This is a genomic window from Isoptericola sp. b515 (genome assembly GCF_030588125.1).
In the GTDB taxonomy this organism is placed as follows: domain Bacteria; phylum Actinomycetota; class Actinomycetes; order Actinomycetales; family Cellulomonadaceae; genus Isoptericola; species Isoptericola sediminis.
This window is the reverse complement of record NZ_JAUQYR010000004.1, coordinates 279783-305714: the sequence shown is the minus strand read 5'-3', so window position 1 is coordinate 305714 and position 25932 is coordinate 279783. Positions and strand designations below refer to the sequence as shown.

Genomic DNA, 25932 nt, shown 5'->3' with positions numbered 1-25932 from the left:
TCGCTCCGGGTCCTACCAGGCGACCTGCGGGGTGGGGTGGAACGCCCAGCCCGCAGCCGTCCAGGACGGCGCCGACGCGGCCGTGCGGGCCGTGAACCCGTCGAAGTCCTTCCGCTCCGGGGCAGTCCAGGCGACCTCGGCGACGGCGCCCAGCCGCGGCAGCAGCATGGAGAACAGCTCGTCCCGGGTGGTGAGGGTCTCGGTCCAGATCGCGGCCGACACACCCTCGACGGCGGACGCCGGCAGCCCGTCGATCACCGCGGTGGGCTCCCACTCGTAGGCGTCGCGCAGCTCCACGTGGCCGGCCCACTCCAGCCCGAGGGGGTGCTCGGCGGTGTACTTCATGTCCAGGTAGGCGTGGTCGCCCGGTGACATGACGAAGCGGGCCCCCGCCTCGGCCGCCGCGACGAACCGGTCGAGGTCCTCGCCCCGGGGCTCCCAGTACTGCAGCAGCGTGCCGGGCTCGACCGGGCCGCGCGCCCCCTCCTGCCAGAAGATCGGCGTCTTGCCGTGCTCGCGCACGATCCGTGCGGCGAGCTCGACGAACCGCGCGAACTCCGCGACCTCCATGGTCAGCACCTCGTCACCGCCGACGTGCACCCACGGCCCGCGGGTCATGCGCGCCAGGTCACCGATGACGTCGCGCAGGAACGGTTCGGTGGCGGGGTTGTCGAACCACAGTCGCGAGAACCCGACCTCGATGCCGTCGTAGGCGTCGGTCGGCACCCCGTCGGACGTCAGCGCGCCGTAGACGTGGGTGGCGGCGTTGACGTGCCCGGGCATGTCGAACTCGGGCACGATCGTCACGTGGCGCGCCGCGGCGTACTCCTGCAGCGCCTGGTAGTCGTCCACGGTCAGGCGGCCGGCCGGGCCGCCGCCGACCTGGTGGTCGGCGGCCCTCTCCAGCTCCGGACGGGAGGGGATCTCGATGCGCCAGCCCTGGTCGTCGGTCAGGTGCAGGTGCAGCACGCGCAGCTTGAACGAGGCGACGAGGTCGACGACGGCGCGGAGGTCGTCGGGGCCGAACCAGTGGCGCACGACGTCCAGGCTCAGGCCGCGCCAGGCGTAGCGCGGTGCGTCGTGCACGACGACGGGGGCCACGACGGGTGCGCCGCCCGCGGCGGGGTGCGTCACGAGCTGGCGCAGCGTGCGGGCGGCGTGCAGGAGGCCGACGGGCGCGGCGGCGGTGGCACGGATCTCGCCCTCGCCGACCCGCAGCGTGTACCGCTCCTCGGCGTCCGAGCCGTCCGGGCCGGCGGCCGGGTCGACCTGCAGCGTGAAGGGCACGGCACGCCCCTCCGCCGGGTCGTCGGACACCGGGACGCCGGCGGCCTCGACCTGCTCGGCGACCAGCGCGGCCACGGCGGGGTCGGGGGTGTCGACGCGGATCGCGGGGACGGCGACGGGGTCGTCACCGGTCCCGGCGACGTCGGTGGGCCACGGGATGAGGGGCAGCAGCATGGGTCTCCAGTCGGGCCCGGCCGGTCAGGAAACGGTCACGAGCAACGGGGCGGGGTCCGTCGGCACGAGCTCGACGGAGCGGTAGTACTCGGGCTCCGGGCCCGCCCAGCCGGCGTGCACCCCGTCGGGCAGGCCGTCGGCCACGCGCCCCCACACCCACTCGGTCGTGGTGAGACCACCGGTCCGGTCGGCGGCGACGACGAGCTCGACCGCCTCGGTGCCGGCGGCCGTCCGGCCGAGCTGGTCACGGTCGACGACGGACTCCGGTCGCGTCTGGTGCAGGACCACCATCGTCGGGGGCAGACCGTGATTAGTTACCACCCCTTCAATATAGCGGACCACGTCCTCCACCTCGGCCGCCGACACCTGTCCGGGAGGCTGCTCGCCGTCGGAACGCCGGTCCTCCGGGTGCAGCATCACCCCCACCCCCGGCCTCGCGAGCAGGTCCTCCAGCGGCTCGACCTCCTCACGCAGGGTGGACATGCCGGCCCCCACGTCGAGCAGGACGAACTGGCCGGCGTCCCGGGCCGCGTCCACCAGGGGTTCCAGCTCGGCCAGCGGCTCCTCGGCCACCCAGTCGCCGTCCTCCCCCTCGTGGCCGGCCGCCGCGCTGGCCTGCACGACGACCGTCGGGACGACCGGCCCGCCCTCCAGGCCGGCGTAGGTGTCGGCCGCGGCCGCCGCCGCGTCGACCACCGCCGCGGGGTCGTCGCGCCGACCGCCCTCGACGCTCACGTACCGCGCCGGCAGCAGCTGCTGCGTCCCGGTCGGCAGCAGCTCGCCGCGTTCGGCCGCGGCCACCCGCCACGCGAACTCCTCCGCGCTGCCGAAGGTCGGCCCCACCCCGACGACGGCCAGCGCCTGGACGGAGTCCACGTGCTCGATGACCTCCGGGGCACCGGCGATGTCCCCGCCCGGCACCTCGTGGTCCACGGCGCCCGCGGCGCGCAGGGTGGCGATCGCGGCCTCCTGGCCGGGACGCGGGTCGGTCAGGGCGAGCACCTCGGTCAGGCGCGCGGCGGGTGAGGACGCGGGGGACGGCCGACCGTCCGCCAGCGCCGCGTCGACACGGTCACGCAGCTCCTGCTCCTCGTCCTCGGACAGCGGCTCGACGCCGGGGTCGCTCCCCGGCAGCAGCGCGGGGGTCTCCAGGGTGACCACCTCGACACCGGCCGCTCGGGCCGCCTCCGCCGCCAGCGGCTCGGGCGAGGCGCTGTCCGCCTCCCCCGGGTCGGCGCCCGGACGGACCACGACGGCGACCCGGGCGCCCAGGCGGTCCAGCTCGTCGGACACCCCGCGGTCGGACACCGCTCCCCCGACGAGCAGCGCCGGGGCACCGAGACTCTCGGCGGCCGCGGCGTGCAGGGCCCGGACGGCCCCGTCCGGCAGGTCCGCCCCGGACCCGGCCACGACGGCGACCGGCGACCGCTCGAAGATCTGCTGGCTCGCCGTCAGCGCGAGCTCCGCCGGGTCGGGCGAGTCGAGCAGCACCGTCGAGGCCGGCTCGCGGACCACGGTCCGCACCGCCGGGCCGTCGGACGGCTGCGGGCTCACCTCGTCCCCGCACGCACCGGCGAGCAGCACGACGGTCAGGGTCGACAGGACGAATCGGGCGTTCCGTGCAGGCACCAGAACATCTTCGCGTATCCGGCGCCCCCGGGTCGACAGCACCCGGTGGATCGGCTCAGACCAGCGGCGGCGCGGACGTGCTCGCGGCGCCGGCCCGCCCCTCGCGACGCGGGAGGAGCGAAGGCGCCGCCGCGGGGGTCGGCGGCGTCACCGCGGGCTCACCCGACGTGGTCGGGGCGGGTGACGGCGACCCCGGGCCGTCCGGCACGGCGGGGACGCCGTCGCGGGACCCCAGGTCCCGCGCGAGCCGCGACTCCGCCTCGACGACGAGCTCGTCCGGCGACCCGGCGCCCGCGACGGACCAGACCACCGCCGACCGCAGGTCCGGCCGGACCGGCAGGTCGTCGCCGGGCTCGGTCAGCCGTGCCAGCACGAGCCGACGCAGCTGGTCCGCCGAGGCCGCGGCGTGCACGTCGTCCATCGCCGGCAGGGTGGCGAGCACGGCGAAGCGGTCGCCGTCGACGCGGCCGGGCTCGCACCCGCGGGGCAGCCCGGTGCGCAGCCGCTGCGCGAGCGCCGTCAGCACGTCGTCGCCGACCTGCAGCCCGTGCAGGGCGTTGAGGCCCCCCATGCCGCGCACGTCGACGAGCACGAGCGCCACGCGCAGGGCCGACCCCCGGACCAGCTCGCAGCGCCGTGACAACGAGTGGTAGGTCGCACCGCGGGTGGGCAGCCGGGTGTGGGGGTCCTGCGTGGACCGGTCGGCCAGCGCCGCGACGAGGGCCCGCATGAGGTCCGCCGTCGCGGCGGTGGCCCAGTGCGACCCGGCCACCAGGACGTCGTCGTACCGGTGCGCCTCGTCGCGTTCCATCGCGCGGGTGGCGACCGTCGAGACGGAGTCCTCGGGCGAGACCGTCATCGGGGACCAGTCGGTCACGGACGCGACGGGGCGTCGCTCCAGCACGGCCCGGCCGTAGCCCAGCCGGCCCGTCAGCGCCGCCGTCAGACCGGCTCGCACCACGAGCCCCGTGCGGGACCCGCCGTCGTCGTCCTGCACGGCGACGCACGTCACCTCGGGACTGCGGAACATGACCTCGAGCTGCCCCACGGGCATCGAGGAGCCGACCACGGTGACGGGCCGGGCGAGGTCGGCGACGATGCCGGCCAGCCGGGCACCGCCCCGGACCTGTCGGTGGCGGGCGACCTCTGTGATCTCGTCGTGCACGATCGTGAGCATCGCAGCCGCGGAGGCGCGGCGGGGGCGAGGTCGCCGAGTCTTCCGGCAGTGTTCACCGTCGTTCATCCACCGGTCAGGTGGCGGCTCGTCGTCCGCCGGCCCCGACGCGGCGTCCGCCGGCGGTCAGGCCAGGGTGAGGAACAGCTTCTCGAGCTCCTCGGCGGTGAGCCCGTCCTCGGCCTCGGCCGTGCCGTCCGGGTCGTTGACGCACTCGCGCATCGCCGTGGAGACGATGACGAAGCCCGCCCGGTCGAGCGCGGTCGAGACGGCGGCGAGCTGGGTGACCACGTCGCGGCAGCTGCCGCCGTCCTCGACGGCGGAGATGACGCCGTCGAGCTGGCCCCGGGCACGCTTGAGGCGGTTGAGGATGCGGCGCTGGGTCTGCGGGTCGGCAGTGATCATCGGACGGTTCGCTCCTGGTCGACGGGTGCCGCCGGACACGAGGACGCCCCGGGGCGGACGTCAGGATACGTCCACCCCGGGGCGTTCCGGGAGGCCCCGTCCCGGACGGGCCGGGACGGGGCGGGTGGCGGCCGGGTGGCGTCAGTGCGCCGCGACCCGGCTGCGCACGGGGCACCGGGTGCCCGCCAGGCGGCACGCCACCGCGGCGACCGCGACCACGCCGGCGACGACGGCGACCACGAGGCCCCCGACGCCCGGCAGCTCCTGCACCAGGACGAACACACCCATCACGAGGACGAAGTATCCGAACCCGCGGCGCAGCGCCGCCTCGGGCACCCGGCTGCTCAGCCGGGCTCCGACGAGGGAGCCGACCACGGCCGCGACCGTGACGGCCGCGACGAGACCCCAGTCCAGGGACACCGAGGTGAGGTAGCCCGCCAGGCCGGCGAACGACTTCATCCCGATGACCAGCAGGGAGGTCCCGACCGCCACCGACATCGGCAGCCCGCCGAGGAGGACGAGCGCGGGGACGACCAGGAATCCGCCCCCGGCCCCGACCAGACCCGTGACGAGCCCGACGACGAGCCCGTCGACGATGGTCCGGCCGACCTTCAGCGTGCCGTCGTGCTCGGGCGCACGGCCGTTGCGGCGACCGCGGATCATGGCGGCCGCCGTCGCGATCATCATGGCCGCGAAGGCGATCATGAGGATCGTGCCGGGGACGTGCCCGCCGACGAGACCGCCGGCGAAGGCACCCGCCATCCCGGCTGCACCGAACAGCAGGCCGGTGCGCCACTGGACGTTGCCGCGGCGAGCGTGGGCCAGCATGCTGGTCACCGACGTCACACCGACCACCAGCAACGAGGCGGCGATGGCCTCCTTGGGCGGGAAGCCGGCGACGTAGGTCAGCAGCGGGACGGTGAGGATGGACCCTCCCCCGCCCAGCAGGCCGAGGGAGATGCCCACCACGACCGCCAGCAGGAGCACGGCCACTGTCGTGATGTCCACGATCGTCCCCCGCCGCTCAGGCGGCCCGGGCCGAGACGGCCTGCGGCGCCACCGGGATGGACCGGATGGTGTTCTCGACCGTCGGGCTGACCTCGGTGCGGTTCCACGGCGCCTTGGACAGCGCCGCGGCCATCGCGCAGGAGTCGGACAGGGCCGAGTACGTCAGCCCGGCACCGATCGCGCCGGCGAGGAAGCCGACGCGCGGGTGGATCAGCTTGCTGCCGACGAACCCGGCGAGCACGAGCGAGCCCGCGACCATCCGGACCTGGCGGTCCATGGCCCAGCGCTGGGTGCCGCGCACCACGGCGCCGCCGGCGGACTCGAACGCGGAGATCCCGCCGGCCAGCACCTCGGCGCTGGCCAGGCCGACCGCGGAGAGCCGGTCCTGCGCCTGCCCGGCACGGACGCCGGACTGGCACACCAGCACCACGCGGCCGCCGAGGCGGTCGGCGAGGTCGTGGGTGTGCTCGGACAGCAGCGGCAGCGGCACGTTGTACGAGCCGCGGATGTGCACGGTCTCGAACTCGGCCGGGGTGCGGACGTCGATGATGGTCAGCTCGTCGTCGGCCAGGCGCTGCTTCAGCTCGCCGGGCTCGATGGTGGTGACGGTGGCGGTGGAAGCCATCGGTGAGGTGGTGCCTTTCGTCAGGGGGTGGGGGACGTGCGTCGAGGACGGGGCGTGGGTCGCCGGGGCGGTCACGCGGGCTGCGCGACGCGCTGGGAGCCGCGCCAGGCGGTCCAGCCCGCGTAGCTGCCCTCGAGCTCGACCACGTCGTAGCCGGCACGGCGCAGCGCGCTCGCGGTCACGGCGTTGCGCACGCCGGACTGGCAGTACGTGACGATCGTGCCCTCGTCGGGCAGCTGGTCGAGGTTCCACAGCACACGGCCGCCGCTGAGCTGCTTCGAGCCCGGGATGTGGCCGTCGGCGTGCTCGGTCTTGTTGCGGACGTCGAGCACCAGCGTGGCGTCGAAGGACTCCAGCTCGGCCGGGGAGATCGTCCGCGGCGTGGTCATCGGCAGGCCGTCGAGCTCGGGGGTGAACCCGGCCACGGTGTCGATGCCGACGCGGACCAGGTGGTCACGCATCTCCTCGGCGTACGCCTGGTCCTCGGCCAGCAGGATCAGCGGCCGGTTCTCCTTCTCCGGGTCGTAGACCCAGGCGCCGTAGCTGGCCGCCTTGGCGATCCCGGGGACGTTGAGGCTGCGGGCGACGGTCCCGGCGTGCACGGCGTGCTGGTCGCGGGTGTCGACGAAGATCACCTCGTCCGCCTCGAGACGGCGGGCGAGGTCGTCGTTGGCCATCCGGCCGAGCGGAGCGAGGGGGCCGAGCAGCGCCGGACCGTCCTTGTTCTCGCGCTTCATCCGCCCGAAGTAGGCGTGGGCGTCGGGCTGCCCGTCCAGCAGCTCGTCGATGAAGCCCTGCTCGTCGTTGTCGCGCAGGTAGGGGGCCCACCAGGCGTTCAGGCGCTCGTAGCCGACCGTGGTGGAGGGCAGCGCGCCGAGAGCCTTGCCGCAGGCGCTGCCGGCGCCGTGGGCGGGGAACACCTGGACGTGGTCGCCCAGGGTCAGGAACTCGTCGCGCAGCGAGGCGAAGAGCTGGCGAGCACCCTCGAACCGGGTGTCGACGCCGCCCGCGGCCTCGTCGAGCAGGTCGGGACGGCCGAGGTCGCCGGCGAAGACGAAGTCGCCGGTGAGCGCGTAGCCGGGGGCGTCGCTGAAGGCACCGTCGGTCACGAGCATCGCGAGGTGCTCGGGGGTGTGGCCCGGCGTGTGGCGCGCCTCGATGGTGATGTTGCCGATCCTGATGGTGTCGCCGTGGTACAGGCGGTTGGCCTCGAAGCCGTACTGCCAGTCCTGGCCGCCCTCGCCGGAGACGTAGATGTCGGCACCGGTGGTGGCCGCCAGCTCCCGCGTGCCGGAGAGGTAGTCGGCGTGGATGTGCGTCTCGGTCACGGCCACGATCTGCATGCCGTGCCGCTGGGCGAGGTCGAGGTACTCGGCGACGTCGCGACGGGCGTCGACGACGACCGCCTCGCCCTTGGCCTGGCACCCGATGAAGTAGCTCGCCTGGGCGAGGTCCTCGTCGTAGATCCGTTCGAGCAGCATGGGAAGTGTCTCCTTGAGGTCGGTTCCGCAATGCGTTGACCCCAGTCTGACGCATACCCCCTAGGGTATTCAAGTCACACCCCCCGGGGTATGCGTCACTCTCGACCCTACTGCCCCTGAGCAGCCCCGACGACCTGGTGCGCAGCACCCGGCCGGAACCACCCCGGGAACCTCGGCGACACCGCACCCGGACACATGTCGGGGCCCCTCCGAGCGCTCGGAGGGGCCCCGACAGGACCGTCGGCCGGTCAGGCCCGCGCGGAGGCGGCGACCGGACCGGCCGGGATCACGCGCCGCTGTAGACGGGGAAGACGGCGCTCTTGCCGTAGTCCGTGAACTGCACCCGGAACAGCGTGTCCATGTCCTCGTCCGAGATCTCGAAGTCGACGTCGGCGTTGCTGCGCATGTGGTCGGGGTTGGCGGTCTTGGGCACCGGGAGCGTGCCGAGCTGCAGCGTGTACCGGATGCACAGCTGCGGGACGGTCACGCCGTACTTCTCCGCCATCGCCACGACGTCCGGGTCCTTCAGGATCTCGCCGTGCGCGATGGGCGAATAGGCCTCCACGAGGATCCCGTTGCTCTCGCAGAAGTCGAGGAGGTCGAACGGGGTGTTGCCGACGTGCACGAGCAGCTGGTTCACGTGGGGCGTGACCGTGCTGCCCTCGAGCAGGTTCTCCAGGTCCTTCTGCTCGAAGTTGGACACCCCGATCGACCGCAGCTTGCCGGCCTGGTAGGCGTCCTCGAGCGCGCGCCAGGCCTCGCGGTTGCCGTCGGCGTAGTCCCCGCCCCGGAAGTCGTCCCAGGGCTGCGGGCTGTGGATCAGCATCAGGTCGACGTAGTCCAGGCCCATCGTCTCCAGCGACGCGTCGATCGACGCGACCGCCTCGTCGTAGGACTTGACCTCGGCGGCCAGCTTCGTCGACACGAACAGGTCCTCGCGGGGAACGCCGGCGGTGCGGACACCCTCACCGACCCCCCGCTCGTTGCCGTAGGCCTGCGCCGTGTCGATGTTCCGGTACCCGATCGCGACGGCGTCGCGCACGGCCTGGGCCACCACGTCGTCCTTGATGAACCAGGTCCCCAGGCCGATCCGGGGGACGGTCACGTCGTTGGACAGGGTGTACGTCTCGTTCAGCATCATGGTGGATCGCTCCTTCGGTTCGTGCGACGCCGTCCACGCTAGAACGGGCCCCGAGAACCTGCGAGGCACCACTGGTACACCTCTCGGGGGCGAACCCCACGACGCCGGCAGGACCGTCGCGCGCCAGGGCACGGCGCGGGGAGCGTCCACCCGCATCGACGTGCAGGAACGGGCCGGAGAGACGACGAAGGCCCGGAACCGCAAGGGTTCCGGGCCTTCGTGCCGGGTGGAGCTAGGGGGATTCGAACCCCCGACCTTCTCATTGCGAACGAGACGCGCTACCAACTGCGCCATAGCCCCGTGAAGCGGTAGTCAGATTAGCACCTGGCCACCGCTTCCGACCAAATCGGGGCGGCCCCGACGACGTGACGTGCGTCGCAGCGACCGACGGCGACCTCAGCCCGCCGCGCGCCGCCGCGCCAGGATCTGGTCCAGCGGCAGGCCCAGCGTCTCCGACCGCGGGCGCGGGTCGTCACCGGCCGACGGCTCCGGCGTCGTCGCAGCCGGTCCGTCCGCCGTCGACCGTCGGCCGGCACGGTCCTCCACGGTCCACCGCTCGCTGCGGACCCGGCCGCCCTCGCCGTGGGTCGAGCCGGCGAGCGAAGCCAGCAGCCCGGCCGTCGTGGAGCCGCGCGGCGGAGCCTCCGGCTTGGTCACGTAGGTCGGCAGCGGGACCGGGACCGGGTCCCAGGGAGCACCGCCGACGCGCCACGCCGTCCCGTCCGTGCCGTCCGGCGACCCCGGGCGCTCGTCGGCGGAGCGCTCGCTGACGTCGTCGGACGTCGGAGCCTGCGGAGAGGACCTCGGTTCGTCCTCCTCGGCGGGCTCGGCCGGCCGGTCGGAGGAAGGGGCCACGGTCTCCCGCCGGTCCCGGGCCGACGTGGCCGACGGCGGCGGCTGGACGCGCGGGATCATCTGGGTGTTCGTGTCCGAGGGGTGCACCGCGTACCCGGTCACCCGGGCACGGTTGCGCGGCGCGTACGGCCCGCCGTGCGCCAGCGTGCGGCGCTGGGTCGCACGCTGCTGCTCGGCACGACGCTCGGCGCGCCAGCGGGTGTCCGACCGGCGCGAGGTCATCACCGCCAGCCGGCCCAGCACCAGCACCACCGCCAGCAGCACGGACGGCACCGCGGCGACCGGCCACGGCACGGACCCGAGGGCCACGAGCGTCCACCCGGCCGCCGTCACGAGCGCCAGCACGACGCTCAGCGCGAGCCGGCGGCGCGCACGGGCCGCCCGGCGCTCCAGCACGGCGAGCCGTGACGCCCGCACCTGCGGCGTCATGCCCGACGCCGGGCCGGAGGTGTGCGCGGACACGCGAGGCGTGCTGCCCGTCGTGGGCCCGTGCCCCGCCGCGCGGTTCGTGGGCATCACTCGTCCCTTTCCTGCTCCGTCCGCCACCGTCAGCATCCGCAGGCCGCCGGAGAACCGGTCGTCGACCCTGGCCGCGGCGAGCTCGGTCCGTCGGCGCAGCTGAAGCGGCACCCAGTAGCCGAGCCAGAGCACGAACAGTGCGATGACTGCGAGCCCGGCCGGCGACGTTTCCATGACCTGACGGTAGGCGAGGTGGGCACGCCCGGGCCGCACCACGGGGCGGCGTGTCCGCGACCTGGACGGCGCGCGAGCGTTCAGGCCTCGTCGCGGGTCCGCTGCCAGCGGCTCAGCAGCCCCCCGGGGACCTCCTCGGTGGTGAGCGCGAACGTGCGATGGTCCCGCCAGTCCCCCTGGATGTGCAGGTACCGCTCGCGCACGCCCTCGTCGCGGAACCCGAGCTTGGCCACCACCCGCAGGCTGGCGGCGTTCTCCGGGCGGATGTTGATCTCCACCCGGTGCAGCCCGACCACCTGGAAGCAGTAGTCGGTCACCATGGCCACCGCGGTCGGGGTGATGCCCCGGCCCGCCTGCTCCCGGGAGATCCAGTAGCCGATGCTCGCCGAGCACAACGACCCGTACTGGATCGACGACACGGTGAGCTGGCCGACCAGCTCACCGTCCAGCTCGACGGCGAAGGGCAGCGCCGTCCCCGCACGGGCCTGCGCGCTCAGGGCCCGGACGTACTCGCCGAACGACGACGTCCCGGGCCGGTCCCCCGGCGTCGTGGCCTCCCAGCGGTCCAGCCAGTCCGCGTTCGCACGCCGCAGCCGCATCCACGCGGCGCCGTCGCGTCGGCGCAGCGGCCGCAGCACCACCGCACCACCCGAGGGCATGTCCTCGCGCAGCGTGACCGGCCAGGGCTTGGTCACCGCCCACCCTCTCGTGTCGCTCATCCGACCCCCGTCCACGCCCGGCATGCCGGGCCCCTCGACTCCCGGACCCTGCCACAATGAGGGCATGCACGGCGACCGCAGGCCTCTGACCACCCCGCAGCCGTACCCGATCGTCGACGGCATGGAGACGGGCGACGCCAAGGACGAGCTGCGCCGCGCGATCCGCCACCAGCGCCAGGAGCGCTCGCCGCGGCTGCGCGAGGAGGCGGCGGCCGCGTTCGCCGAGGTGCTGGCCACGCTCCCCTCGGTCACCGAGGCCGCCGTCGTGGCCACCTACGCCTCGCGGCCGACCGAACCCGGCACCGCGGCACTGCTCGAACAGCTCGCCGGCCGCGGCGCCCGGGTGCTGCTGCCCGTCCTCGGCGCGGGACTGGCGCGGGACTGGGCCGAGTACACCGGGCCGGAGGACCTGCTGGAGCGCGCCCCGGGGCGGCCGCCCGAACCGGGGGGCCGCACGCTGGGCGGGGACGCGATCGCCGACGCCGACGTCGTCATCGCCCCGGCACTGGCCGTGGACACCCAGGGCGTACGCCTCGGGCAGGGCGGCGGCTGGTACGACCGGTCGCTGAAGCGGGCCCGCCCCGGCGTGCCGGTGGTCGCGATGGTGTTCCCGGAAGAGTTCTACGACGCCACCGAGCGCCCGCTCCCCGTGGAGGACCACGACGTGCCGGTCCACGCCGTGGCCACCCCCGAGGGCTGGCAGCCGCTGCCCGCCCGCTGACGGGGCGGGCAGCGGGTCAGGGCACCAGGGTCGCGGTGTCCTCGGCGCTCTCCTCGACGGCCTCGCGCGAGAACGGCCAGGCGAACGTCTCCCCCGCCGCCCAGGCGGAGAGCTGGTCGTCGTAGTGCGGCGAGGCCGGGTGGCCCGACGTCCCCGTCACCGTCACCCAGGTCGACGCGTCCAGGTCGGCGAGGTCGACGACCATCCGCATCGAGGGTCCGGTCTGCACCGCGAAGCTCCCGGTGGAGGCGTCCCACCCGGTGGCGTTGACGATCGAGCTGCCGCCCGCCATCTCCACCGCTCCGGGGTTGACGTAGTCGCGCACCACGCCGGGGACGTCCGGACCTCCGAGGACCGGGTGCTCCAGGGAGAGCTCGTGCAGCGCTCCCCAGCTCCAGTCGCCGGGGTCCTTCGACAGCTCGACCGTGAGGTCGTGACGCGCCGTGACCAGCGCCCGGGTGAGCAGCTCGTCACGTGTCTCGAGCACGTTCAGCGTGGAGCGGTCGTCCCAGAACGGGTCGTCGGGCCGCTCGAGCATGTCCCGCACCACGACGAGCCAGCGGGAGCCGCCCGAGGGCAGGGCGTCGGCGGGCAGGTCGTCCCAGAAGGTGGCCGAGAGCAGGTTGCGCCACACGGCGTTGAAGTACGCGGCGGCCGCCGAGTCGGCGTCCGTGCGGTAGTCCCACCCGGCCAGGAGCTCCTGCCCCGCCGCGTCGTAGGGGTCGTCGATCTCCATCTCCAGCAGCACCGGCACGAGGGCCGCGGCGAACGGCGACCAGTCGTCGAGCATGATCTCGTTCATGTCCTCGACGGTGAACTGCCGGCCCGCGCTGATCTGCTCGGTGAGCAGGGTGCGGATCCGTTCGGACCGGAACCCGTGGTCCCAGTCCTTCCCCAGCTCGGGTCCGACGCCGTCGGGCAGCACGGCCTGGTTCGCCGCGACGATGAACCCCTCCTCGGGATCGAGCGCGCGCGGCATGTCGGCCGGGTCGACGTACCCCGTCCAGTCGAACCGGGGGTCCCAGCCGGGTCGAGGCCAGGTGCCGTCCGACGGCACGGGCCCGTCGACGTCCCGACGCATCGGCACCCGCCCGGGCGCCTGGTAGCCGATGTGCCCGTCCGTGGTGGCGAAGACGATGTTCTGCGCCGGCACGTCGAAGAGCGCGGCCGCCTCGGTCACGTCGGCGGCGTCGCTCGCGACACCCAGCGCGAACACGGCATCGGCCGTCCGCCCGGGTTCGAGGGCGGTCCAGGCCAGCGAGACGGCGTACTCGCCGAACTCCGTTCCGTCCTCCGTGGGCGACCCCACGACCGCGCCGACGTCGAGCACGTCCGAGACCACCGGCCCGTGCTCCGTGGACCGCACCGGCAGTTCGACGGGGTCACCTCCGTTGACGCGGATGGTCTCGGTGCGCGACTCCATGTCGACCCACTCCTCGGCGTCGGCGTCGCGCAGCCAGGTGTCGTTGCGGACGCGTTCGACGAAGAAGTCGGTGACGTCGGCACCCAGGTTCGTCAGGCCCCAGGCCAGGTCGCCGTTGTGGCCGATGATCACCCCCGGGAAGCCCGCGAAGGAGAACCCGCTGACGTCGAACGGACACGAGTCGTCGACCTGCTCGCAGTGCAACGAGACCTGGGACCAGATCCCGGGCGCGCCCAGGGACAGGTGCGGGTCGTTCGCCAGCAGGGGTTCGCCCGAGGCCGTCAGGTCCCCCGAGACGACCCAGGAGTTCGACCCGGAGGCCTCCCCCCGCCCGACGAGCACCGGGACGGAGTCCAGCGCGGCCGTGGCGGACTCGATGGCCGCGTCGAGGGCCTCGGTGCCCCACGGCAGCTCGGTGGAGGTCCGGGCGACCGTGTCGGCGTCGGAGGCCCTGAGGTCCTCCTCGGCGAGGATCGGCGTGTTGCCGGCGGCCGCGTAGGCGGGGAACAGCTCGTCGACCAGCTCGACGTCCTCGAGCGTGCTGTAGGCCTTGGCGCGGGCCAGCTCGTCGTCGTAGTTGCCGCGCAGGTCCCACGCCATCGCCTTGAGCCAGGCCAGCGAGTCGACCGGGTCCCAGGGGTCCGGGTCCGCGACGTCCACGGTGACGCCCAGCACCGTGTACTCCACGGCGAGGTCCTCCGGGGCACGGTCGGCCAGGTAGGCGTTGACGCCCTGGGCATAGGCCTGCAGGTAGGAGCGGGACTCCGGGGAGATGAGGTTCCACTCCTCCTCGGCGACGTCGCGCCACCCGAAGGTCCGGATGACCTTGTCGGCGTCGATGGCGGCGGGGACGTCCCCGACCAGCTCGGCGAGCCGGCCGGAGGTGACGTGCCGCCGGTAGTCCATCTCGAAGAAGCGGTCCTGGGCGTGCAGGAAGCCCTGGGCGGCGAACAGGTCCTCCGCGGTCGAGGCGTAGACGTGCGGGACGCCCTGGGCGTCGCGCTGCACGGTCACCTCGCCGCTCAGACCGGGCACCTGCTCGGTCGCGGCGTGGTCGGGCAGCGGCCGCCGGGCGGTGACCACCGTGAACGTGACGGTCGCGACGACGGCCAGCACGACGAGCACGGCGATGCCGACGGCGGTGCGGCGCAGCCGCGACCGTCGGGGCGGGGCGGCGTCGTCCTCGGGCGGTTCGTCGCCCGAGCGGGGCGGGTCGGATTCGTGCGTGACGGGGTCGGTGCTCGCAGACACGCAGGCGAGACTACCGCCCGAGTATGATTGGCACTCGCAGGATCCGAGTGCCAGCCATCTGAGGAGAGACCGTGCCCACGTACGCCTACCGGTGCGCCGACTGCGGCCACGCCTTCGACATCCGCCAGGCGTTCAGCGACGACGCGCTCACCGTCTGCCCCGAGTGCGCCGGGCGGCTGCGCAAGCAGTACGGCTCCATCGGGGTGACCTTCAAGGGGTCCGGCTTCTACCGCACGGACTCGCGCGCCGGCGGGGGCAAGAGCTCGGGTTCCTCCTCCTCGGGCGGGACCTCGTCCTCGGGCGGGTCCTCCTCCGGCTCCTCCGGCTCCTCGGGCGGTTCCTCCTCGAGCTCCTCCTCCGGCGGGTCCTCGCAGGCCGCCTCCGCCTGACCTCAGGGGCCCCGCCCACCCACCGGCGCAGGTGTCCACAGACGGGTGCCCGGCTGCGCCGCGACCCCGCACCGCCGGCCTAGCGTTCCCCGGCATGGACCTCACTGCGAACCGTCAGGTCGGTGCGTACCTGCGCCTGGTCGTGTGGCGGTCACGCTTCGTCGTGGCCGCCTGCTGCTGCGGGCTCGCCGCCTGGGCGGTCGTCGCGGCCGTCCGACCCGCGCCGCCCCCGACCCTGGACGTCCTCGTCACCGCGCACGACGTCACCACCGGCCACACCCTGACGTCCGACGACGTGACCACCGTGCCGGTCCCGGCCGCGCTGGCCCCGGCGACGCTGCTGCGCGACCCCGACGAGGCCCTCGGGCGGACGACGGTCGTCGACCTGGCGGCCGGCACCCCGCTGTCCGCCTCGGTGGTCCGGCCGGGCGGGCCGGCAGGGTCCGCTCCGCCCGGGACCGTCGTCGTCGCGGTGCGCCTCACCGAGTCCGGCTGGCTGCGCCCCGGGGACCGCATCGACCTCGTCGCCACCGACGACGGCGGGACACGACTGGCGCGGCGCGCCCAGGTGCTGCCGCCGGCCGCGGAGGATCCCGGATCCAGCGCCGTCGACGAGCCGGGCGCCGGTCTGCTCGGCGTCCCGGGCGCCGGCGACTCCACCGGCGTGACGTTGGTCGCCGTCTCGCCCGAGGAGGCCCCCGCGGTGTCGGCCTCCTCCGGGTGGGGCGCGATCGCCCCGGTCCTCGTGCCGTGACGGCCGGGCCGGCGACCCGTGCGCCCGGGAGCCGCCCCGCCGGCGCCCGCGACGGTGCGTTGCCTTGCGCGACGGCTCCCGGGCTGATCGGATGCCGGTCGACCGTCGCGCGCGGCGAACCGCCGCGCTCCGCACTCCGAAGGGACGCCGTCAGATGACAGGCATGCTGTCCGGGTTCAAGCAGTTCATCATGCGAGGCAACGTCGTCGACCTCGCGGTCGGCATCGTCATCGGCGGCGCGTTCGCCGGGGTCGTCAGCGCGCTGACCGACGGCCTGCTCACCCCGCTGATCGCGGCCGTCTTCGGCGAGGCCAGCCTGGCCGGGGTCGGGAACTTCACGCTCAACGGCGCCCAGTTCTCGATCGGGCTGTTCCTGGACGCCGTGCTCCGGTTCCTGCTCGTGGCGGCCGCGCTCTACGCCGTCGTGGTGCTGCCGATGAACAGGCTGGCCGAGCGGCGCGCCCGCGGTCAGGAGCCGGAGCCGGAGCCCGTGCCCTCCCCGGACGTCGTGCTGCTGACCGAGATCCGCGACCTCCTCGCCGAGCGCCGCGCCTGACGCCCGAGCACCACCGGTCGGGCGACCGCCCGACCGGAACCGACCTGCGGGGCCGGCGCCGGGGTCACCAGTGCGGGGGCACGTCCCCGCGCAGCCGGTCGTCGTTGGACCCGTGACCGCCGGACTCGTCCGTGCTGACGCCCCAGTGGGTCTCCTTCTCGCTCCCCCGGCGCACGGCCCGGCGGGGCCCGCGTCGGCGTGCGCCCGCCGGCGCGGCGGGCGCCTCCGGGGTCCCGGCCGGGTCGACGGGGTCGACGGGGGGCTCGGCGTTCTCGCTCACGGGACCATTCTGCCCGCCCCGCGGTCGAGGATCAGTCGACCTGGTCCCGGTCCGCGACCGGCCCGACCGGGGAGTCGTCCGGCTCGCCCTCGTCGTCCAGCACCGGCACGACGATCTCCGGCGGCACGGGCACACCGCCCGGGGTGCCGACACGCTCGTCGCGGACCCGCTGCACCAGCCGGCGCACCCGGTCCGCCTCGCCGTCGGGGTCGAGGAACACGGCCGCCGACCACACCTGCGTGACGGTCCAGCCGAGACGTTCGAGCCGCTGCGCGAGCTGCCGGTCGCGCAGCCGCACCGACGGCTCGGCCACGTAGTCCTCGTCGTCGGTGAGCACGGCGACCAGCAGCTCGCCGGGCAGGTCGGGGTGCCCGACCACCAGGGGGACGTGGTCGCCGTCGACGGTGCCGTAGTCGGTCTCGACGAGGTACCCGAGCCGCCACAGGCGCTCACCCAGGTCCGTGACCAGCCGGTCCGGGACGCGGCCCACGTCGACGCCGTTGCCCAGCTCGACCTGGTCGGCGACGCCCGAACGCCGCTCGGCCGTCTCCAGCACCTCGCGCAGCAGCCGCGGACCGGCACCGCGCAACCGGTCGGGATCCAGGGCCGCGGCGTCGAAGGAGCTCACCACGTGCAGGCGGCGCCGCGTGGCGCCGAGCGCGCCGAGCAGCATGGCCTCGCCGCCGTCCTCCCCGAGCACGCCGAACCGGTGCAGCACCCGGCCGTGCGGCGTCCGGCCGAAGCCGACGGACAGCAGGATGGTGTCGCGCGACAGCCCGGCGACCCCGGTGATGTCGGCGACGACCACGGGCTCGGGGCGCCGGCCGGAGAAGAAGGGGGCGAGGGCGGGGTTCGCGCGCACCTCGGCGAGCAGGGCCTCGCGGATCCGGTCGGCGTGCGTCGCCGTGATCGTGACGATGCCGAGGGTCTCCTCCGGTCGCGTCATCGCGTGCTCGATGGACGCCTCGATGACCCGGTCCACCTCGGCCCGCGTGCTCTGCACCGAGCCGCTGGACTGGTCGGGCATCCCGCTGCCGTCGACGAGGTCGAAGCGGATCAGCTCCTCGGACCGCGGCACCGGGGCGGGCCGCAGCAGCTCGTCGTACCCGTGGGCGGCCAGGAGGCGGGTCAGGGCCGGGTCGCGACGGTTCTCCCGCGGCTGCAGCGTCAGGGTCGGCAGCAGCTCCGACAGGTCGGCGACGCTCGTGCCCGAGGCCGACCGCGGGTCACCGACCACGAGCACCTGCCGCCCGCGCGCCAGCGCGGGGAGCACCACCTCCGTCGGCACGTGCTGGACGGCGTCGATCACCACGAGGTCCGCGGTGCGGTGCGCCGGCATCAGGTGCGGCACGAGCGTGGGCGTCGCGAGCACCACCGGCCGCAGCCGCCGCGCCAGGTCCCCGTACCGGTCCACCAGGTCGCGCAGCGAGGTCAGGCGTCCCCCGATGAGCTCGGCGAACAGGTCCTCGGCGCCCTGCCGGTCCGCACGCATCGCCGTGCCCAGGTGCGACCGGGTCGCCACCCGCACCGGCTGCGACAGCGCCGCCAGGTGGCGCGTGTCCAGGTCCCGGAAGCGCCGGGCCAGGGCGTCGAGCCCGGCACCGTCCTGCCCGGCCAGCACCGGGTCCTCGGCGAGGACCTGCTCGAACACGGTCGACCACCAGGCCAGGTCCAGCTCCGCGCAGACCCGGTCACCGGCCACGCGCCGCGTCGTCAGGTCGTCCACGAGCGCGCCGATCCCCGCCTCACGGGCACGGCGCAGCAGCGCCGTGCGCTCCGGCAGCGTCTCGAGGGCCTTCGGGTCCCCCGCGAGCTGGTGCAGCCGCTGGGCCAGCGCGTCCAGGTCGAGGTCGAGCAGACGCCCGCCCGCCGTCGTGGGGGCCAGGACCGGCTCGAGCTCGGTGAGGTCGATCCGCACCGCCTCGTAGGTGTCCTCGATGGTGGCCAGCCCCTCGGGCAGCGTCGGCCAGCCACCGCGCGCCGAGTGCTCCGCCCACAGGTCGCGCTGCGCGGAGACCTCCTGCAGCGCGCCGTGCAGGTCGGTGACCCGCACCCCGGGGCGCACCATGTCGCGGGCGCGCTTGCGCAGCCGGCGACGGGTGAACCACCCCATCTCGATCCCCCGCTCCCGACGCCAGGCGCGCGGGGCGGTCGCCTGCACCAGGTCGGTGGCGGTGCGTTCGAACACCATCGGGTGGAAGACGTCCAGCGTGCTGCGCATCCCGGCGAGCATGCGGAGCTGCTCGCCCCAGGCGCGGGTGGTACGAGGCACCTCCAGACCGGTGACCTCGCCGGTGTAGGCGATCTGGCGCCGCAGCTGCGGCAGCGTCGCGTCCTTGAGGCGTCGCACCCGGGCCAGCGCGTCCCGCGCGGCGTCCATCGTCAGCAGGTCGGCCCCGAACCAGGGCGTGCCGGACGGGCGCAGCGTGAAGGCCCCCAGCGTCGCGGCGCGCTCCAGGTCGGCCGCGAGCCGGTGCCGTCGCTCGGTGTCCAGGGCCAGCGCCGTCGTCGGGTCCAGCCGGACGCGGGTCGACGGCGACGGCCGCTCCGAGGTGAGGCGCGCCAGCTCCTGCAGCGCGTCGTAGGCGGAGACGCCCCACGGCGAGCGCCGCGCGTGCAGGGCGTCGATGTAGCCGGTCAGCTGGGCCCGCGCCCCGATGAGGGCGTCGCGGACCTCGGCCGGCCCGGTCGTGTCCAGGTCCTCCGGTTCGCTGGCCATCGCCGCGAGCAGCCGCCGGGCCATGTCGTCGCGCCAGGTCGGCCGGGGGGTGACGTCGAGCGAGAGGCCGCCCAGGCCGAGCTCGTCGAGCCGCTGGGCCAGGCTGTCCGCCGCGCGGCGGTGCCCCGTGACGTACAGCACCGACCGGCCGGCGGCGGCCGCCTCCGCCACCACGGCGGCGACGGTCCCGGCGACGTCGGCGCCCACCGGGGCGTCGACGAAGAGGTGGTGACCGGTCGCGGCCGCCTCGACCACCTGCCGCTGGTCCGGGTCCAGGTCGCCCACGCCCCGCTCCCGCGCCGGGTCGGGGTCCGTGCGCCGGGGCTCCGGCAGCTCGACGCCGGCGACGCGCTCGCGCGCCGGCTCGGCACCGGCGAGCGCGGCGACCAGCTCGTGACGGCCCAGCGCCGGCGCGAGCTCGTCGAGGTCGTCCACCAGCGCCTGAGCGGGGTGCACGAACGTGCCGGCCAGCACGCGGTGCTCCCAGCTGAAGTCGTCGAGGTGCTCGGCGGCGATGTCGGCGAGGCGCTCCAGCACGTCGTCGGGGTCGAAACCGGCCGCCGTGAAGGTCGCACCGGCGAGCCCGGCCGCGTCCAGCCGGGCACCGCGTGCCCGCAGCGTGCGGACCAGCTGGGGGTTGACCTCGACCGTCGGCTCGAGCGTGAGCTCGTAGTCGGTCTCCCCCTCACCGCGTGGGGCGAGCAGGACCGGGCGCAGCAGCACCGGGGCGTGCACGGTCCGGGTGCCGCCGGCGCCGTCCTCGCCGGACGGCACGCCTCGCGCCTCGGGCTCGCGTGCGGCGACGCTGACCACGGGGATGGAGGTCGTGACGGCCTCGGGCGGGGAGGAGGCGCTCGCGGCGGACGCGGCGCTGGTGCCCGACGCCGCCACCTCGGCGAGCGCCGTCAGCTTCCCGCGGCGCTCGGCGGTGGGCTCGCCGTCGGCGTCGACGGTCTCGGTCCACGTGGCCACGCCGATCGCGAGGTAGGTGGGGGCCATGCCGTAGCGGGCGGCGTGCTCGGCCGACCGCACCATGACGGCCCGGGCCCGGCGTCGTGCCGTGGGGAAGGAGTCGCCCTCGCGGACCAGGTTCGACAAGCGGGTGGCCCGCCCGGCGAACAGCTGCGCGACGCCCGAGGGGTGCGCGGCGGACAGGTCGACGACGGCCTCGCCGAGGAGCCCGACGTCGGCCACACCGGCGCCGCCGGCGGTCTCGACGAGCCCGGCGCGCCACCGGCGCACGGCGTCGACGAGCGGGGTCGTGGTCGTCGGTCCCGCGGCGGAGGAGGCGCTGCGGGCGGTGTCGTCGTCGGAGGTGGCGTCGGTCCGCGACGGCTCCGGCGCGGCGCCGTCGCCCGACCGGTCAGCCTGTCCCGTGGCGTCGTGCGGTCCGGCCGCGGGCTGGGCCCCGGTCGCGGCGGTGGATCGGCGCAACACTCTCACGCCAGCACGGTAGTCCGACCTCCCTCCCGGATGGTGGCGGGCACGCCGGGCCACCGGGGAATCACGAACGCCCCCTCGGTGGGGGGCCGAGGAGGCGCCGTCCGGCACGAGTCCGGATGAAGACAGCGCGCACCGCGCAGGGGGCGGGCGGTGCGCGCTGCCACCCGAGAGTGTGCCGGTGATGTCGCTAACACGTCAATACACGGTGCGCACCTCGAAACGATTCGCACGACCGTCCAGCAGGTAATGATGTGGCATCACGCCTGGTCGGAGGCCTACCATCGGTCGGTGCGAAAGATGCTCGAGGCGATCGTCCCTGCCCGGCTGGGACGCAGCTTTCGCTGGCTCGTGTCGGCGAGCTGGACCAGCAACATCGGCGACGGCATCGCGCTGGCCGCCGGACCGCTGCTCGTCGCCTCCCAGACCGACTCGGCGTTCCTCGTGGCGCTCGCCGCGCTGCTGCAACGCCTGCCCTGGGTCGTGCTCGGACTGTGGGCCGGGGCGCTCGCCGACCGGCTCGACCGGCGCCGGCTGGTCATCGTCTCGAACGTCCTGCGCACCGTCGTCGTGGCGGTGCTGTGCGCGTTCATCCTCACCGACCACGTCAACATCACCGTCGTGCTCGTGGCGATGCTGCTCATGGGCGTCGCGGAGGTGTTCGCCGACACGACGGCCCAGACGCTGCTGCCGATGCTCGTGGACTCGCGCGACCTCGGCACGGGCAACGCCCGCCTGCAGGCCGGGTTCCTCACCGGCAACCAGCTCGTCGGACCGCCCGTCGGCGCGGCGCTGTTCGCCGCGGGGCACGCCTGGCCGTTCGTCGTGCAGGTCGTCACCCTCGCCCTCGCGATCGTGCTGGTGAGCCGGGTCGTGCTGCCGGCCGTCCCGCCCCCGACGACGTCCGGCACCCGCGGCGAGATCCGCGACGGGCTGCGCTGGCTGTGGAACCACCCGCCCGTGCGGACCCTCGCGCTGGTCATCTTCACCTTCAACCTCACCTGGGCCGCCCCCTGGGGCGTGCTGGTCCTCTACGCGCGCGACCAGGTGCAGATGGGGCCGGTGGGCTACGGCCTGCTCATCACGTCCTCCGCCGTCGGCGGGGTCGTCGCCACCGTGCTGTACGGCCGCCTGGAGCGGCGGTTCACGCTGGCCACCCTCATGAAGGTGTGCCTCTCGGCCGAGGTCGCCTTCCACCTGGTCCTGGCGCTCACCACGACCGGCTGGGTCGCCATGCTCGCGCTGTTCGCGTTCGGGCTCTACACGTTCGTGTGGGGCACCGTGTCGAACACGGTGCGTCAGCGCGCCGTGCCCACGGCGTACCAGGGCCGCGTCGGGTCCGTGTACCTGCTGGGGCTGTTCGGCGGGATCGTCGTCGGCAACTTCCTCGGCGGGCTGCTCGCCGAGTGGTGGGGGATCACGGCCCCGTTCTGGTTCGCGTTCGTCGGCGCCGGGCTGACGCTGGCGCTCGTGTGGCGCCAGCTCGCGCACATCGCGCACACCGAGGCCCCCTGACCCCGTGTTGCTGTGGGCATGAAATCTGCAGCCCGGCGGCGGTGCGGAGCCGTGGATTTCATGCCCACAGCGGTAGGGCGGTGGCGGGCCGGCAGCCGGGCGGCCTACTCCCCCGTCGATCCGTCGATCAGCTCCCGCGCGACGTCGAAGTGGCCGGCGTGCCGCGCGTATTCCTGGAGCACGTGGAAGCAGATCCACAGCAGAGTCGGCGGGTCCTCGGCGAAGCGCCCGCCGACGGCGGCACGCTCGGCGAGCTCGTTCTCGGCCAGCACGGCCCGGGTGCGCTCACCCCCGGCGTGCAGCTCCTCGAGCAGCGCCGCCACGGTGACGCCGTCGGGCACCTGCCAGAGACCCTCGGGGTCGCCGCCCGAGTCGCCCCACGGATCGTCGACCTGCTCGCCGAGGAAGCCCCAGACGAACCAGCGGCGCTCCATGTGCACCAGGTGGATCAGCAGGTCGGCGGGCGTCCACCCGGACGGCAGCACGCTGGTGGTGAGCTGGGCGCCCGTGAGGCCGCCGAGCTTCCGCGCGACGGCGGCTCGGTAGTAGTCGAGATAGGCCACGAACTGGGCGGCCGGGTCGGTGGAGTCGAGGCGGGGTTCGACGTCGGAGAGCGGCATGCGGGCAGGGTACGGCGCGGCCGCCGGCAACCTTTCGCTTGCAGCGTGCTCGTCACCGACCCCGTCTTTGCAGCATGCCTGCGGTCGGCAGAGCACCGCCCTCCTCGGGCGTCCGGAGGTCAGGCCGACGCCCGAGCCCCGGTTCCCACGTCCTCCGGGCCCGTTTCGCCGCCGCGGAGGCGGCGGCCAGAGCGTTCCCGTCGGTGGGCGTTGATGACCGGGCCCTCTGCTGGAAGGTCCCGGGCCCAGACGTCTGCACCGTGGTGCAGCTCGGCCCAGGCGGCGAGGTTGGCCGCGGCGTTGAGGTCGCGGTCCAGGGACAGCCCGCACGTGCGGCAGTCGAAACGGCGCACGGCCACCCCACCCATGTCCTGCACGGACCGGCAGGCCGAGCAGGTCTGGGACGAGCGGTACCACCGGTCGGCCCGGACCAGCTCCCCACCGCGCCACGCCTGCTTGTAGGCGATCTGCCGGGTGAGCTGGTACCAGCCGACGTCGTGGATCGACTCGGCCAGGGTGGGGTTGCGCGCGAGCATGCCCCGCACGTCGAGATGCTCGAGGACGAGCCGGTCGTGGGTCTTGACCAGCCGGTTCGAGATCAGGTGCGCGTGGTGACGGCGCCGACGCGCCGTCCAGGCGTAGTAGCGGGCGAGCCGGGCGACAGCCCGCCGACGACGGCGGGAGCCCTGCCGCTTGCGGGTCACGGCGCGATGCAGTGCCCGACGGCGGCGCGCGGTGGAGCGCAGCAGCCGCGGCCAGGCGTCGATGCGGTCCACCTCGGTGCCGTCGCTGCGGGCAGCGACCGCCAGGGAAGTCAGCCCGAGGTCGACGCCGACCCACCGCGCGTCCGCCTCCGCCGCGTCGACTCCCCGGCCCGGATGCCGCTGGGCCGGGTGCAGGTCCGCCGCCTCGACGTTGAGGGACACCCACCAACGACCCTGACCGCGCGAGACGGTGGCGAAGAGGATCCGCGCCCGGTCCTTCGCGAGCATGCGCCGCAGGCGACGCGTGTCCTCGCGGACCCGCAGCGTCCCGACTCCGGGCAGGAGGACCGACCGCGGCGTGGCCTCCCCGACCCGTATCGCGGGCTTGCCGCGCCGCGGGAACTGGTTGCGGATGCGGAAGGACTGCCGAGCGGTGGCCTTCTTCCGGAAGCCCGGGTGCCCGACCTTCCGGCCCGCACGCTCGCCCCGCCGGGAGGCCGACCATGCGGCCAGCCCGCGCCCCAGGTCGACGGCGGCCTCCTCGAAGACCTGCTGGTAGACCTCCCGTCGCCACACGAGGCCCAGGTCGGTGATCTGCGCGGCCCCGTCCGGGGCGACGGTGAAGACGCGCCCCGCCGCTTCGGACTTCTTCCACGCGTTGAACGTGGTGATGAGGTCGTAGCCGGTGCGGGGGACCGTGACGTCCTCGCCACTTTCCCGGGCTCGGCGGGCGTCGAAGACGAAGCGCAGGCACTGGTTGAACGCGAACCGCGACGCCCCGGCGTGCCGCTCGAGCACGCCCCGCTGCTCGACCGTCGGGTCGAGGCTGAAGCGGAAGGTCGTGTGCCGGGTCATCGCTGGTCAGCCTGCCAGGAGGCACCGACATTGAGTCGAACAGGTGTGCGCCCGGCGCGATTCGAACGCGCGACACCGCGCTTAGGAGGCGCGTGCTCTATCCCCTGAGCTACGGGCGCTCGCCGCCTCGATGACGACGCGCCGCCACAGCCGGAGCCCCGGCGACGCCCACAGCCTAGCGCCCGAGCCCGCCGGAGCAGGAATCAGCCCCACGCCGCCGGGTCGGCCACGACCTCGCGCAGCACCTCCCGCGCTCCCCCGGTCAGCGCCGCGTGCTCGCCGGCCACCGCGGCCCGCACCACGACCGGCGCGAACGGCGCCGCCAGCACCCGGTCGGCCAGCCCTGCCTCGACCTCGGGACGCAGCCACTCCTCCAGGTCCGTGTACACGCCGCCGAGCACGACAGTCGAGACGCCGGTGAGGTTAACGAAGTCGGCGAGCGCCGAGCCGAGCGCCTGCCCTGCCCGCACCACGGCAGCACGCGCCTGCCCGGCAGGAGCACCGCCGTCGGCCCGCAGCAGCGCGATCAGCTCGCCCAGCGGTGCATCGGCCGCCAGCCCGGCGGCCCGCAGAATCGCCTCCTTGCCGGCGTACTGCTCCAGGCAGCCGTGGGCGCCGCAGGTGCAGCGCGGCCCGGCGGGGTCGACGACGACGTGCCCGATCTCGCCGTTCCACCCCCGTTCGGCGAGGAAGAGCGCCCCGTCGACGACGATCCCGCCACCGATGCCGACGTCGCCGGAGACGTAGAGGAACGATGGCGGCACATCGCCGGCGAGCTCGGCGAGCGCGGCGAGCTTGGCCTCGTTGGCGACGACGACGGGCAGCTCGCCGAGGCCGAGCGGCGGCACCGGGTCGAGAGAGGACCAGCCGAGGTTCGGGGCGACCTCGAGCTCGCCGGTGCGGGCGTCGACGAGGCCGGGCAGCGCGAGCCGGGCGCCCGCCACCTGCATCCCGTCGGCCCGGACGCCCGCGACGACGTCCGATGCGAGGGCCCCGAGACGGGCGAGCACGGCGGCGGGGTCGGAGTCGCGGAAGCTTCCGGTCTCGACCCGCTCGGCCACGACGTCCCCGGCGAGGTCGAGGACGCGCACGCCCAGGTAGTCGACGTTGACCTCGAGGCCGACGCCGACGACGGTGCGCCGCGCCGGGACCAGTGGCACGGCGGGGCGCCCGGCACGCTGCGCGGGGACGGGAGGGAGCTCGGTGACGAGGCGTGCCGCGAGGAGCCGGTCGACGAGGGTGGACACCGTCGCACGGGTCAGCCCGGTGGCGGTGGCGACGTCGGCGCGGGACGGGGGGACTTGGTCGGGCGACCCGGGGGCCGCCGCGGCGTCGTAGATGGCGCGGGCCACGAGTCGCAGGTTGCGTTCGCGCAGCGTGTGCTGGCGGGATGCACTCGCGTCGTCAGCGGCACCCGGGCTACGCGTCGTCGGCTCGGTCACGTCTTGACTCTAGCCCAGCGACGGGTAATAGTTCATTCATAGAACAAACGCCGTGGCCGTCGTCGCCCGGCG

General features: G+C 74.6%; 21 protein-coding genes and 2 tRNA genes. 5 read left to right on the top strand and 18 right to left on the bottom strand.

The window, feature by feature from the left end:
* Positions 1–12 precede the first annotated feature (12 nt).
* The 11 genes from Q6350_RS13375 to Q6350_RS13325 form a co-directional block, all read right to left on the bottom strand.
* Positions 13–1461, bottom strand: coding sequence for a family 20 glycosylhydrolase (locus tag Q6350_RS13375; RefSeq protein ID WP_304603217.1), 1449 nt, complete (start codon positions 1459–1461; stop codon positions 13–15).
* Between the two features lie 24 nt (positions 1462–1485).
* Positions 1486–3090, bottom strand: a complete 1605-nt coding sequence (locus Q6350_RS13370; RefSeq protein ID WP_305066440.1) for a hypothetical protein — start codon at positions 3088–3090, stop codon at positions 1486–1488.
* A 55-nt stretch (positions 3091–3145) separates the two neighbouring features.
* A complete protein-coding gene (locus Q6350_RS13365) occupies positions 3146–4255 on the bottom strand; it encodes a GGDEF domain-containing protein (RefSeq protein ID WP_305066438.1) in 1110 nt (369 codons plus the stop codon).
* 135 nt (positions 4256–4390) lie between these two features.
* Positions 4391–4669 carry a metal-sensitive transcriptional regulator gene (locus tag Q6350_RS13360; RefSeq protein WP_171247119.1) on the bottom strand — a complete coding sequence of 93 codons (279 nt, stop codon included), beginning with the start codon at positions 4667–4669 and terminating at the stop codon, positions 4391–4393.
* A 141-nt stretch (positions 4670–4810) separates the two neighbouring features.
* Positions 4811–5677 (bottom strand): sulfite exporter TauE/SafE family protein, encoded by an 867-nt coding sequence (locus Q6350_RS13355; RefSeq protein ID WP_304603214.1) that lies wholly within the window; start codon positions 5675–5677, stop codon positions 4811–4813.
* Positions 5678–5693: 16 nt separating this feature from the next.
* Complete coding sequence (locus Q6350_RS13350) at positions 5694–6302, bottom strand: rhodanese-like domain-containing protein (protein ID WP_304603213.1); 609 nt, start codon at positions 6300–6302, stop codon at positions 5694–5696.
* Between the two features lie 71 nt (positions 6303–6373).
* Positions 6374–7783 (bottom strand): rhodanese-like domain-containing protein, encoded by a 1410-nt coding sequence (locus tag Q6350_RS13345; RefSeq protein WP_304603212.1) that lies wholly within the window; start codon positions 7781–7783, stop codon positions 6374–6376.
* Positions 7784–8069: 286 nt separating this feature from the next.
* On the bottom strand, positions 8070–8924 hold the full coding sequence (locus Q6350_RS13340) for an aldo/keto reductase (RefSeq protein ID WP_304603211.1): 855 nt from the start codon (positions 8922–8924) through the stop codon (positions 8070–8072).
* A gap of 227 nt (positions 8925–9151) precedes the next feature.
* Positions 9152–9224, bottom strand: a tRNA-Ala gene (locus Q6350_RS13335).
* 96 nt (positions 9225–9320) lie between these two features.
* On the bottom strand, positions 9321–10472 hold the full coding sequence (locus tag Q6350_RS13330; RefSeq protein ID WP_304603210.1) for a DUF4231 domain-containing protein: 1152 nt from the start codon (positions 10470–10472) through the stop codon (positions 9321–9323).
* An 80-nt stretch (positions 10473–10552) separates the two neighbouring features.
* Positions 10553–11191 carry a GNAT family N-acetyltransferase gene (locus Q6350_RS13325; RefSeq protein WP_369810856.1) on the bottom strand — a complete coding sequence of 213 codons (639 nt, stop codon included), beginning with the start codon at positions 11189–11191 and terminating at the stop codon, positions 10553–10555.
* A gap of 64 nt (positions 11192–11255) precedes the next feature.
* Here Q6350_RS13325 and Q6350_RS13320 point away from each other — a divergent pair, with 64 nt between their 5' ends.
* A complete protein-coding gene (locus Q6350_RS13320; RefSeq protein WP_171247112.1) occupies positions 11256–11912 on the top strand; it encodes a 5-formyltetrahydrofolate cyclo-ligase in 657 nt (218 codons plus the stop codon).
* Positions 11913–11928: 16 nt separating this feature from the next.
* On the opposite strand, the gene Q6350_RS13315 is transcribed toward Q6350_RS13320, so the two are convergent.
* Positions 11929–14586, bottom strand: coding sequence for a penicillin acylase family protein (locus tag Q6350_RS13315; RefSeq protein WP_370375398.1), 2658 nt, complete (start codon positions 14584–14586; stop codon positions 11929–11931).
* Between the two features lie 71 nt (positions 14587–14657).
* Between Q6350_RS13315 and Q6350_RS13310 the strand changes: the two genes are divergently transcribed.
* The 3 genes from Q6350_RS13310 to mscL all read left to right on the top strand — a co-directional run bounded on the left by Q6350_RS13310 (position 14658) and on the right by mscL (position 16285).
* The gene (locus Q6350_RS13310; protein ID WP_171247111.1) at positions 14658–14975 is read left to right on the top strand and encodes an FmdB family zinc ribbon protein; all 318 of its coding nucleotides are present in this window, start codon (positions 14658–14660) and stop codon (positions 14973–14975) included.
* 94 nt (positions 14976–15069) lie between these two features.
* Positions 15070–15729 carry an SAF domain-containing protein gene (locus Q6350_RS13305; protein WP_304603208.1) on the top strand — a complete coding sequence of 220 codons (660 nt, stop codon included), beginning with the start codon at positions 15070–15072 and terminating at the stop codon, positions 15727–15729.
* A 154-nt stretch (positions 15730–15883) separates the two neighbouring features.
* Positions 15884–16285 carry a large conductance mechanosensitive channel protein MscL gene (mscL, locus tag Q6350_RS13300; RefSeq protein ID WP_369810854.1) on the top strand — a complete coding sequence of 134 codons (402 nt, stop codon included), beginning with the start codon at positions 15884–15886 and terminating at the stop codon, positions 16283–16285.
* Between the two features lie 64 nt (positions 16286–16349).
* On the opposite strand, the gene Q6350_RS13295 is transcribed toward mscL, so the two are convergent.
* Positions 16350–16565 (bottom strand): hypothetical protein, encoded by a 216-nt coding sequence (locus tag Q6350_RS13295; protein ID WP_304607582.1) that lies wholly within the window; start codon positions 16563–16565, stop codon positions 16350–16352.
* A 31-nt stretch (positions 16566–16596) separates the two neighbouring features.
* A complete protein-coding gene (locus Q6350_RS13290) occupies positions 16597–20727 on the bottom strand; it encodes a hypothetical protein (RefSeq protein WP_305066435.1) in 4131 nt (1376 codons plus the stop codon).
* Between the two features lie 297 nt (positions 20728–21024).
* On the opposite strand from Q6350_RS13290, the gene Q6350_RS13285 reads away from it, so the two are divergent.
* On the top strand, positions 21025–22239 hold the full coding sequence (locus Q6350_RS13285; RefSeq protein ID WP_246246580.1) for an MFS transporter: 1215 nt from the start codon (positions 21025–21027) through the stop codon (positions 22237–22239).
* A 104-nt stretch (positions 22240–22343) separates the two neighbouring features.
* Here the strand turns inward: Q6350_RS13285 and Q6350_RS13280 are convergent, their stop codons facing one another.
* From Q6350_RS13280 to Q6350_RS13265, 4 genes are all read right to left on the bottom strand, one after another.
* Positions 22344–22859 (bottom strand): DinB family protein, encoded by a 516-nt coding sequence (locus tag Q6350_RS13280; RefSeq protein ID WP_305066434.1) that lies wholly within the window; start codon positions 22857–22859, stop codon positions 22344–22346.
* Between the two features lie 119 nt (positions 22860–22978).
* Positions 22979–24418, bottom strand: coding sequence for a transposase (locus Q6350_RS13275; RefSeq protein ID WP_305066433.1), 1440 nt, complete (start codon positions 24416–24418; stop codon positions 22979–22981).
* Between the two features lie 46 nt (positions 24419–24464).
* Positions 24465–24537 (bottom strand) — tRNA-Arg (locus tag Q6350_RS13270).
* A gap of 84 nt (positions 24538–24621) precedes the next feature.
* Entirely contained in the window at positions 24622–25860 is a 1239-nt protein-coding gene (locus Q6350_RS13265; RefSeq protein ID WP_305066432.1) for an ROK family protein, read from the bottom strand.
* Positions 25861–25932 lie beyond the last annotated feature (72 nt).

What these genes read in the sequence shown, in the direction of transcription:
- Q6350_RS13375 (WP_304603217.1), bottom strand. Translation starts at nt 1,461, where the DNA reads ATGCTGCTGCCCCTCATCCCGTGGCCCACCGACGTCGCCGGGACCGGT.
- Q6350_RS13360 (WP_171247119.1), bottom strand. Translation starts at nt 4,669, where the DNA reads ATGATCACTGCCGACCCGCAGACCCAGCGCCGCATCCTCAACCGCCTC.
- Q6350_RS13350 (WP_304603213.1), bottom strand. Translation starts at nt 6,302, where the DNA reads ATGGCTTCCACCGCCACCGTCACCACCATCGAGCCCGGCGAGCTGAAG.
- Q6350_RS13345 (WP_304603212.1), bottom strand. Translation starts at nt 7,783, where the DNA reads ATGCTGCTCGAACGGATCTACGACGAGGACCTCGCCCAGGCGAGCTAC.
- Q6350_RS13340 (WP_304603211.1), bottom strand. Translation starts at nt 8,924, where the DNA reads ATGATGCTGAACGAGACGTACACCCTGTCCAACGACGTGACCGTCCCC.
- Q6350_RS13330 (WP_304603210.1), bottom strand. Translation starts at nt 10,472, where the DNA reads ATGGAAACGTCGCCGGCCGGGCTCGCAGTCATCGCACTGTTCGTGCTC.
- Q6350_RS13325 (WP_369810856.1), bottom strand. Translation starts at nt 11,191, where the DNA reads ATGAGCGACACGAGAGGGTGGGCGGTGACCAAGCCCTGGCCGGTCACG.
- Q6350_RS13320 (WP_171247112.1), top strand. Translation starts at nt 11,256, where the DNA reads ATGCACGGCGACCGCAGGCCTCTGACCACCCCGCAGCCGTACCCGATC.
- Q6350_RS13305 (WP_304603208.1), top strand. Translation starts at nt 15,070, where the DNA reads ATGGACCTCACTGCGAACCGTCAGGTCGGTGCGTACCTGCGCCTGGTC.
- mscL (WP_369810854.1), top strand. Translation starts at nt 15,884, where the DNA reads ATGACAGGCATGCTGTCCGGGTTCAAGCAGTTCATCATGCGAGGCAAC.
- Q6350_RS13285 (WP_246246580.1), top strand. Translation starts at nt 21,025, where the DNA reads ATGCTCGAGGCGATCGTCCCTGCCCGGCTGGGACGCAGCTTTCGCTGG.
- Q6350_RS13280 (WP_305066434.1), bottom strand. Translation starts at nt 22,859, where the DNA reads ATGCCGCTCTCCGACGTCGAACCCCGCCTCGACTCCACCGACCCGGCC.
- Q6350_RS13275 (WP_305066433.1), bottom strand. Translation starts at nt 24,418, where the DNA reads ATGACCCGGCACACGACCTTCCGCTTCAGCCTCGACCCGACGGTCGAG.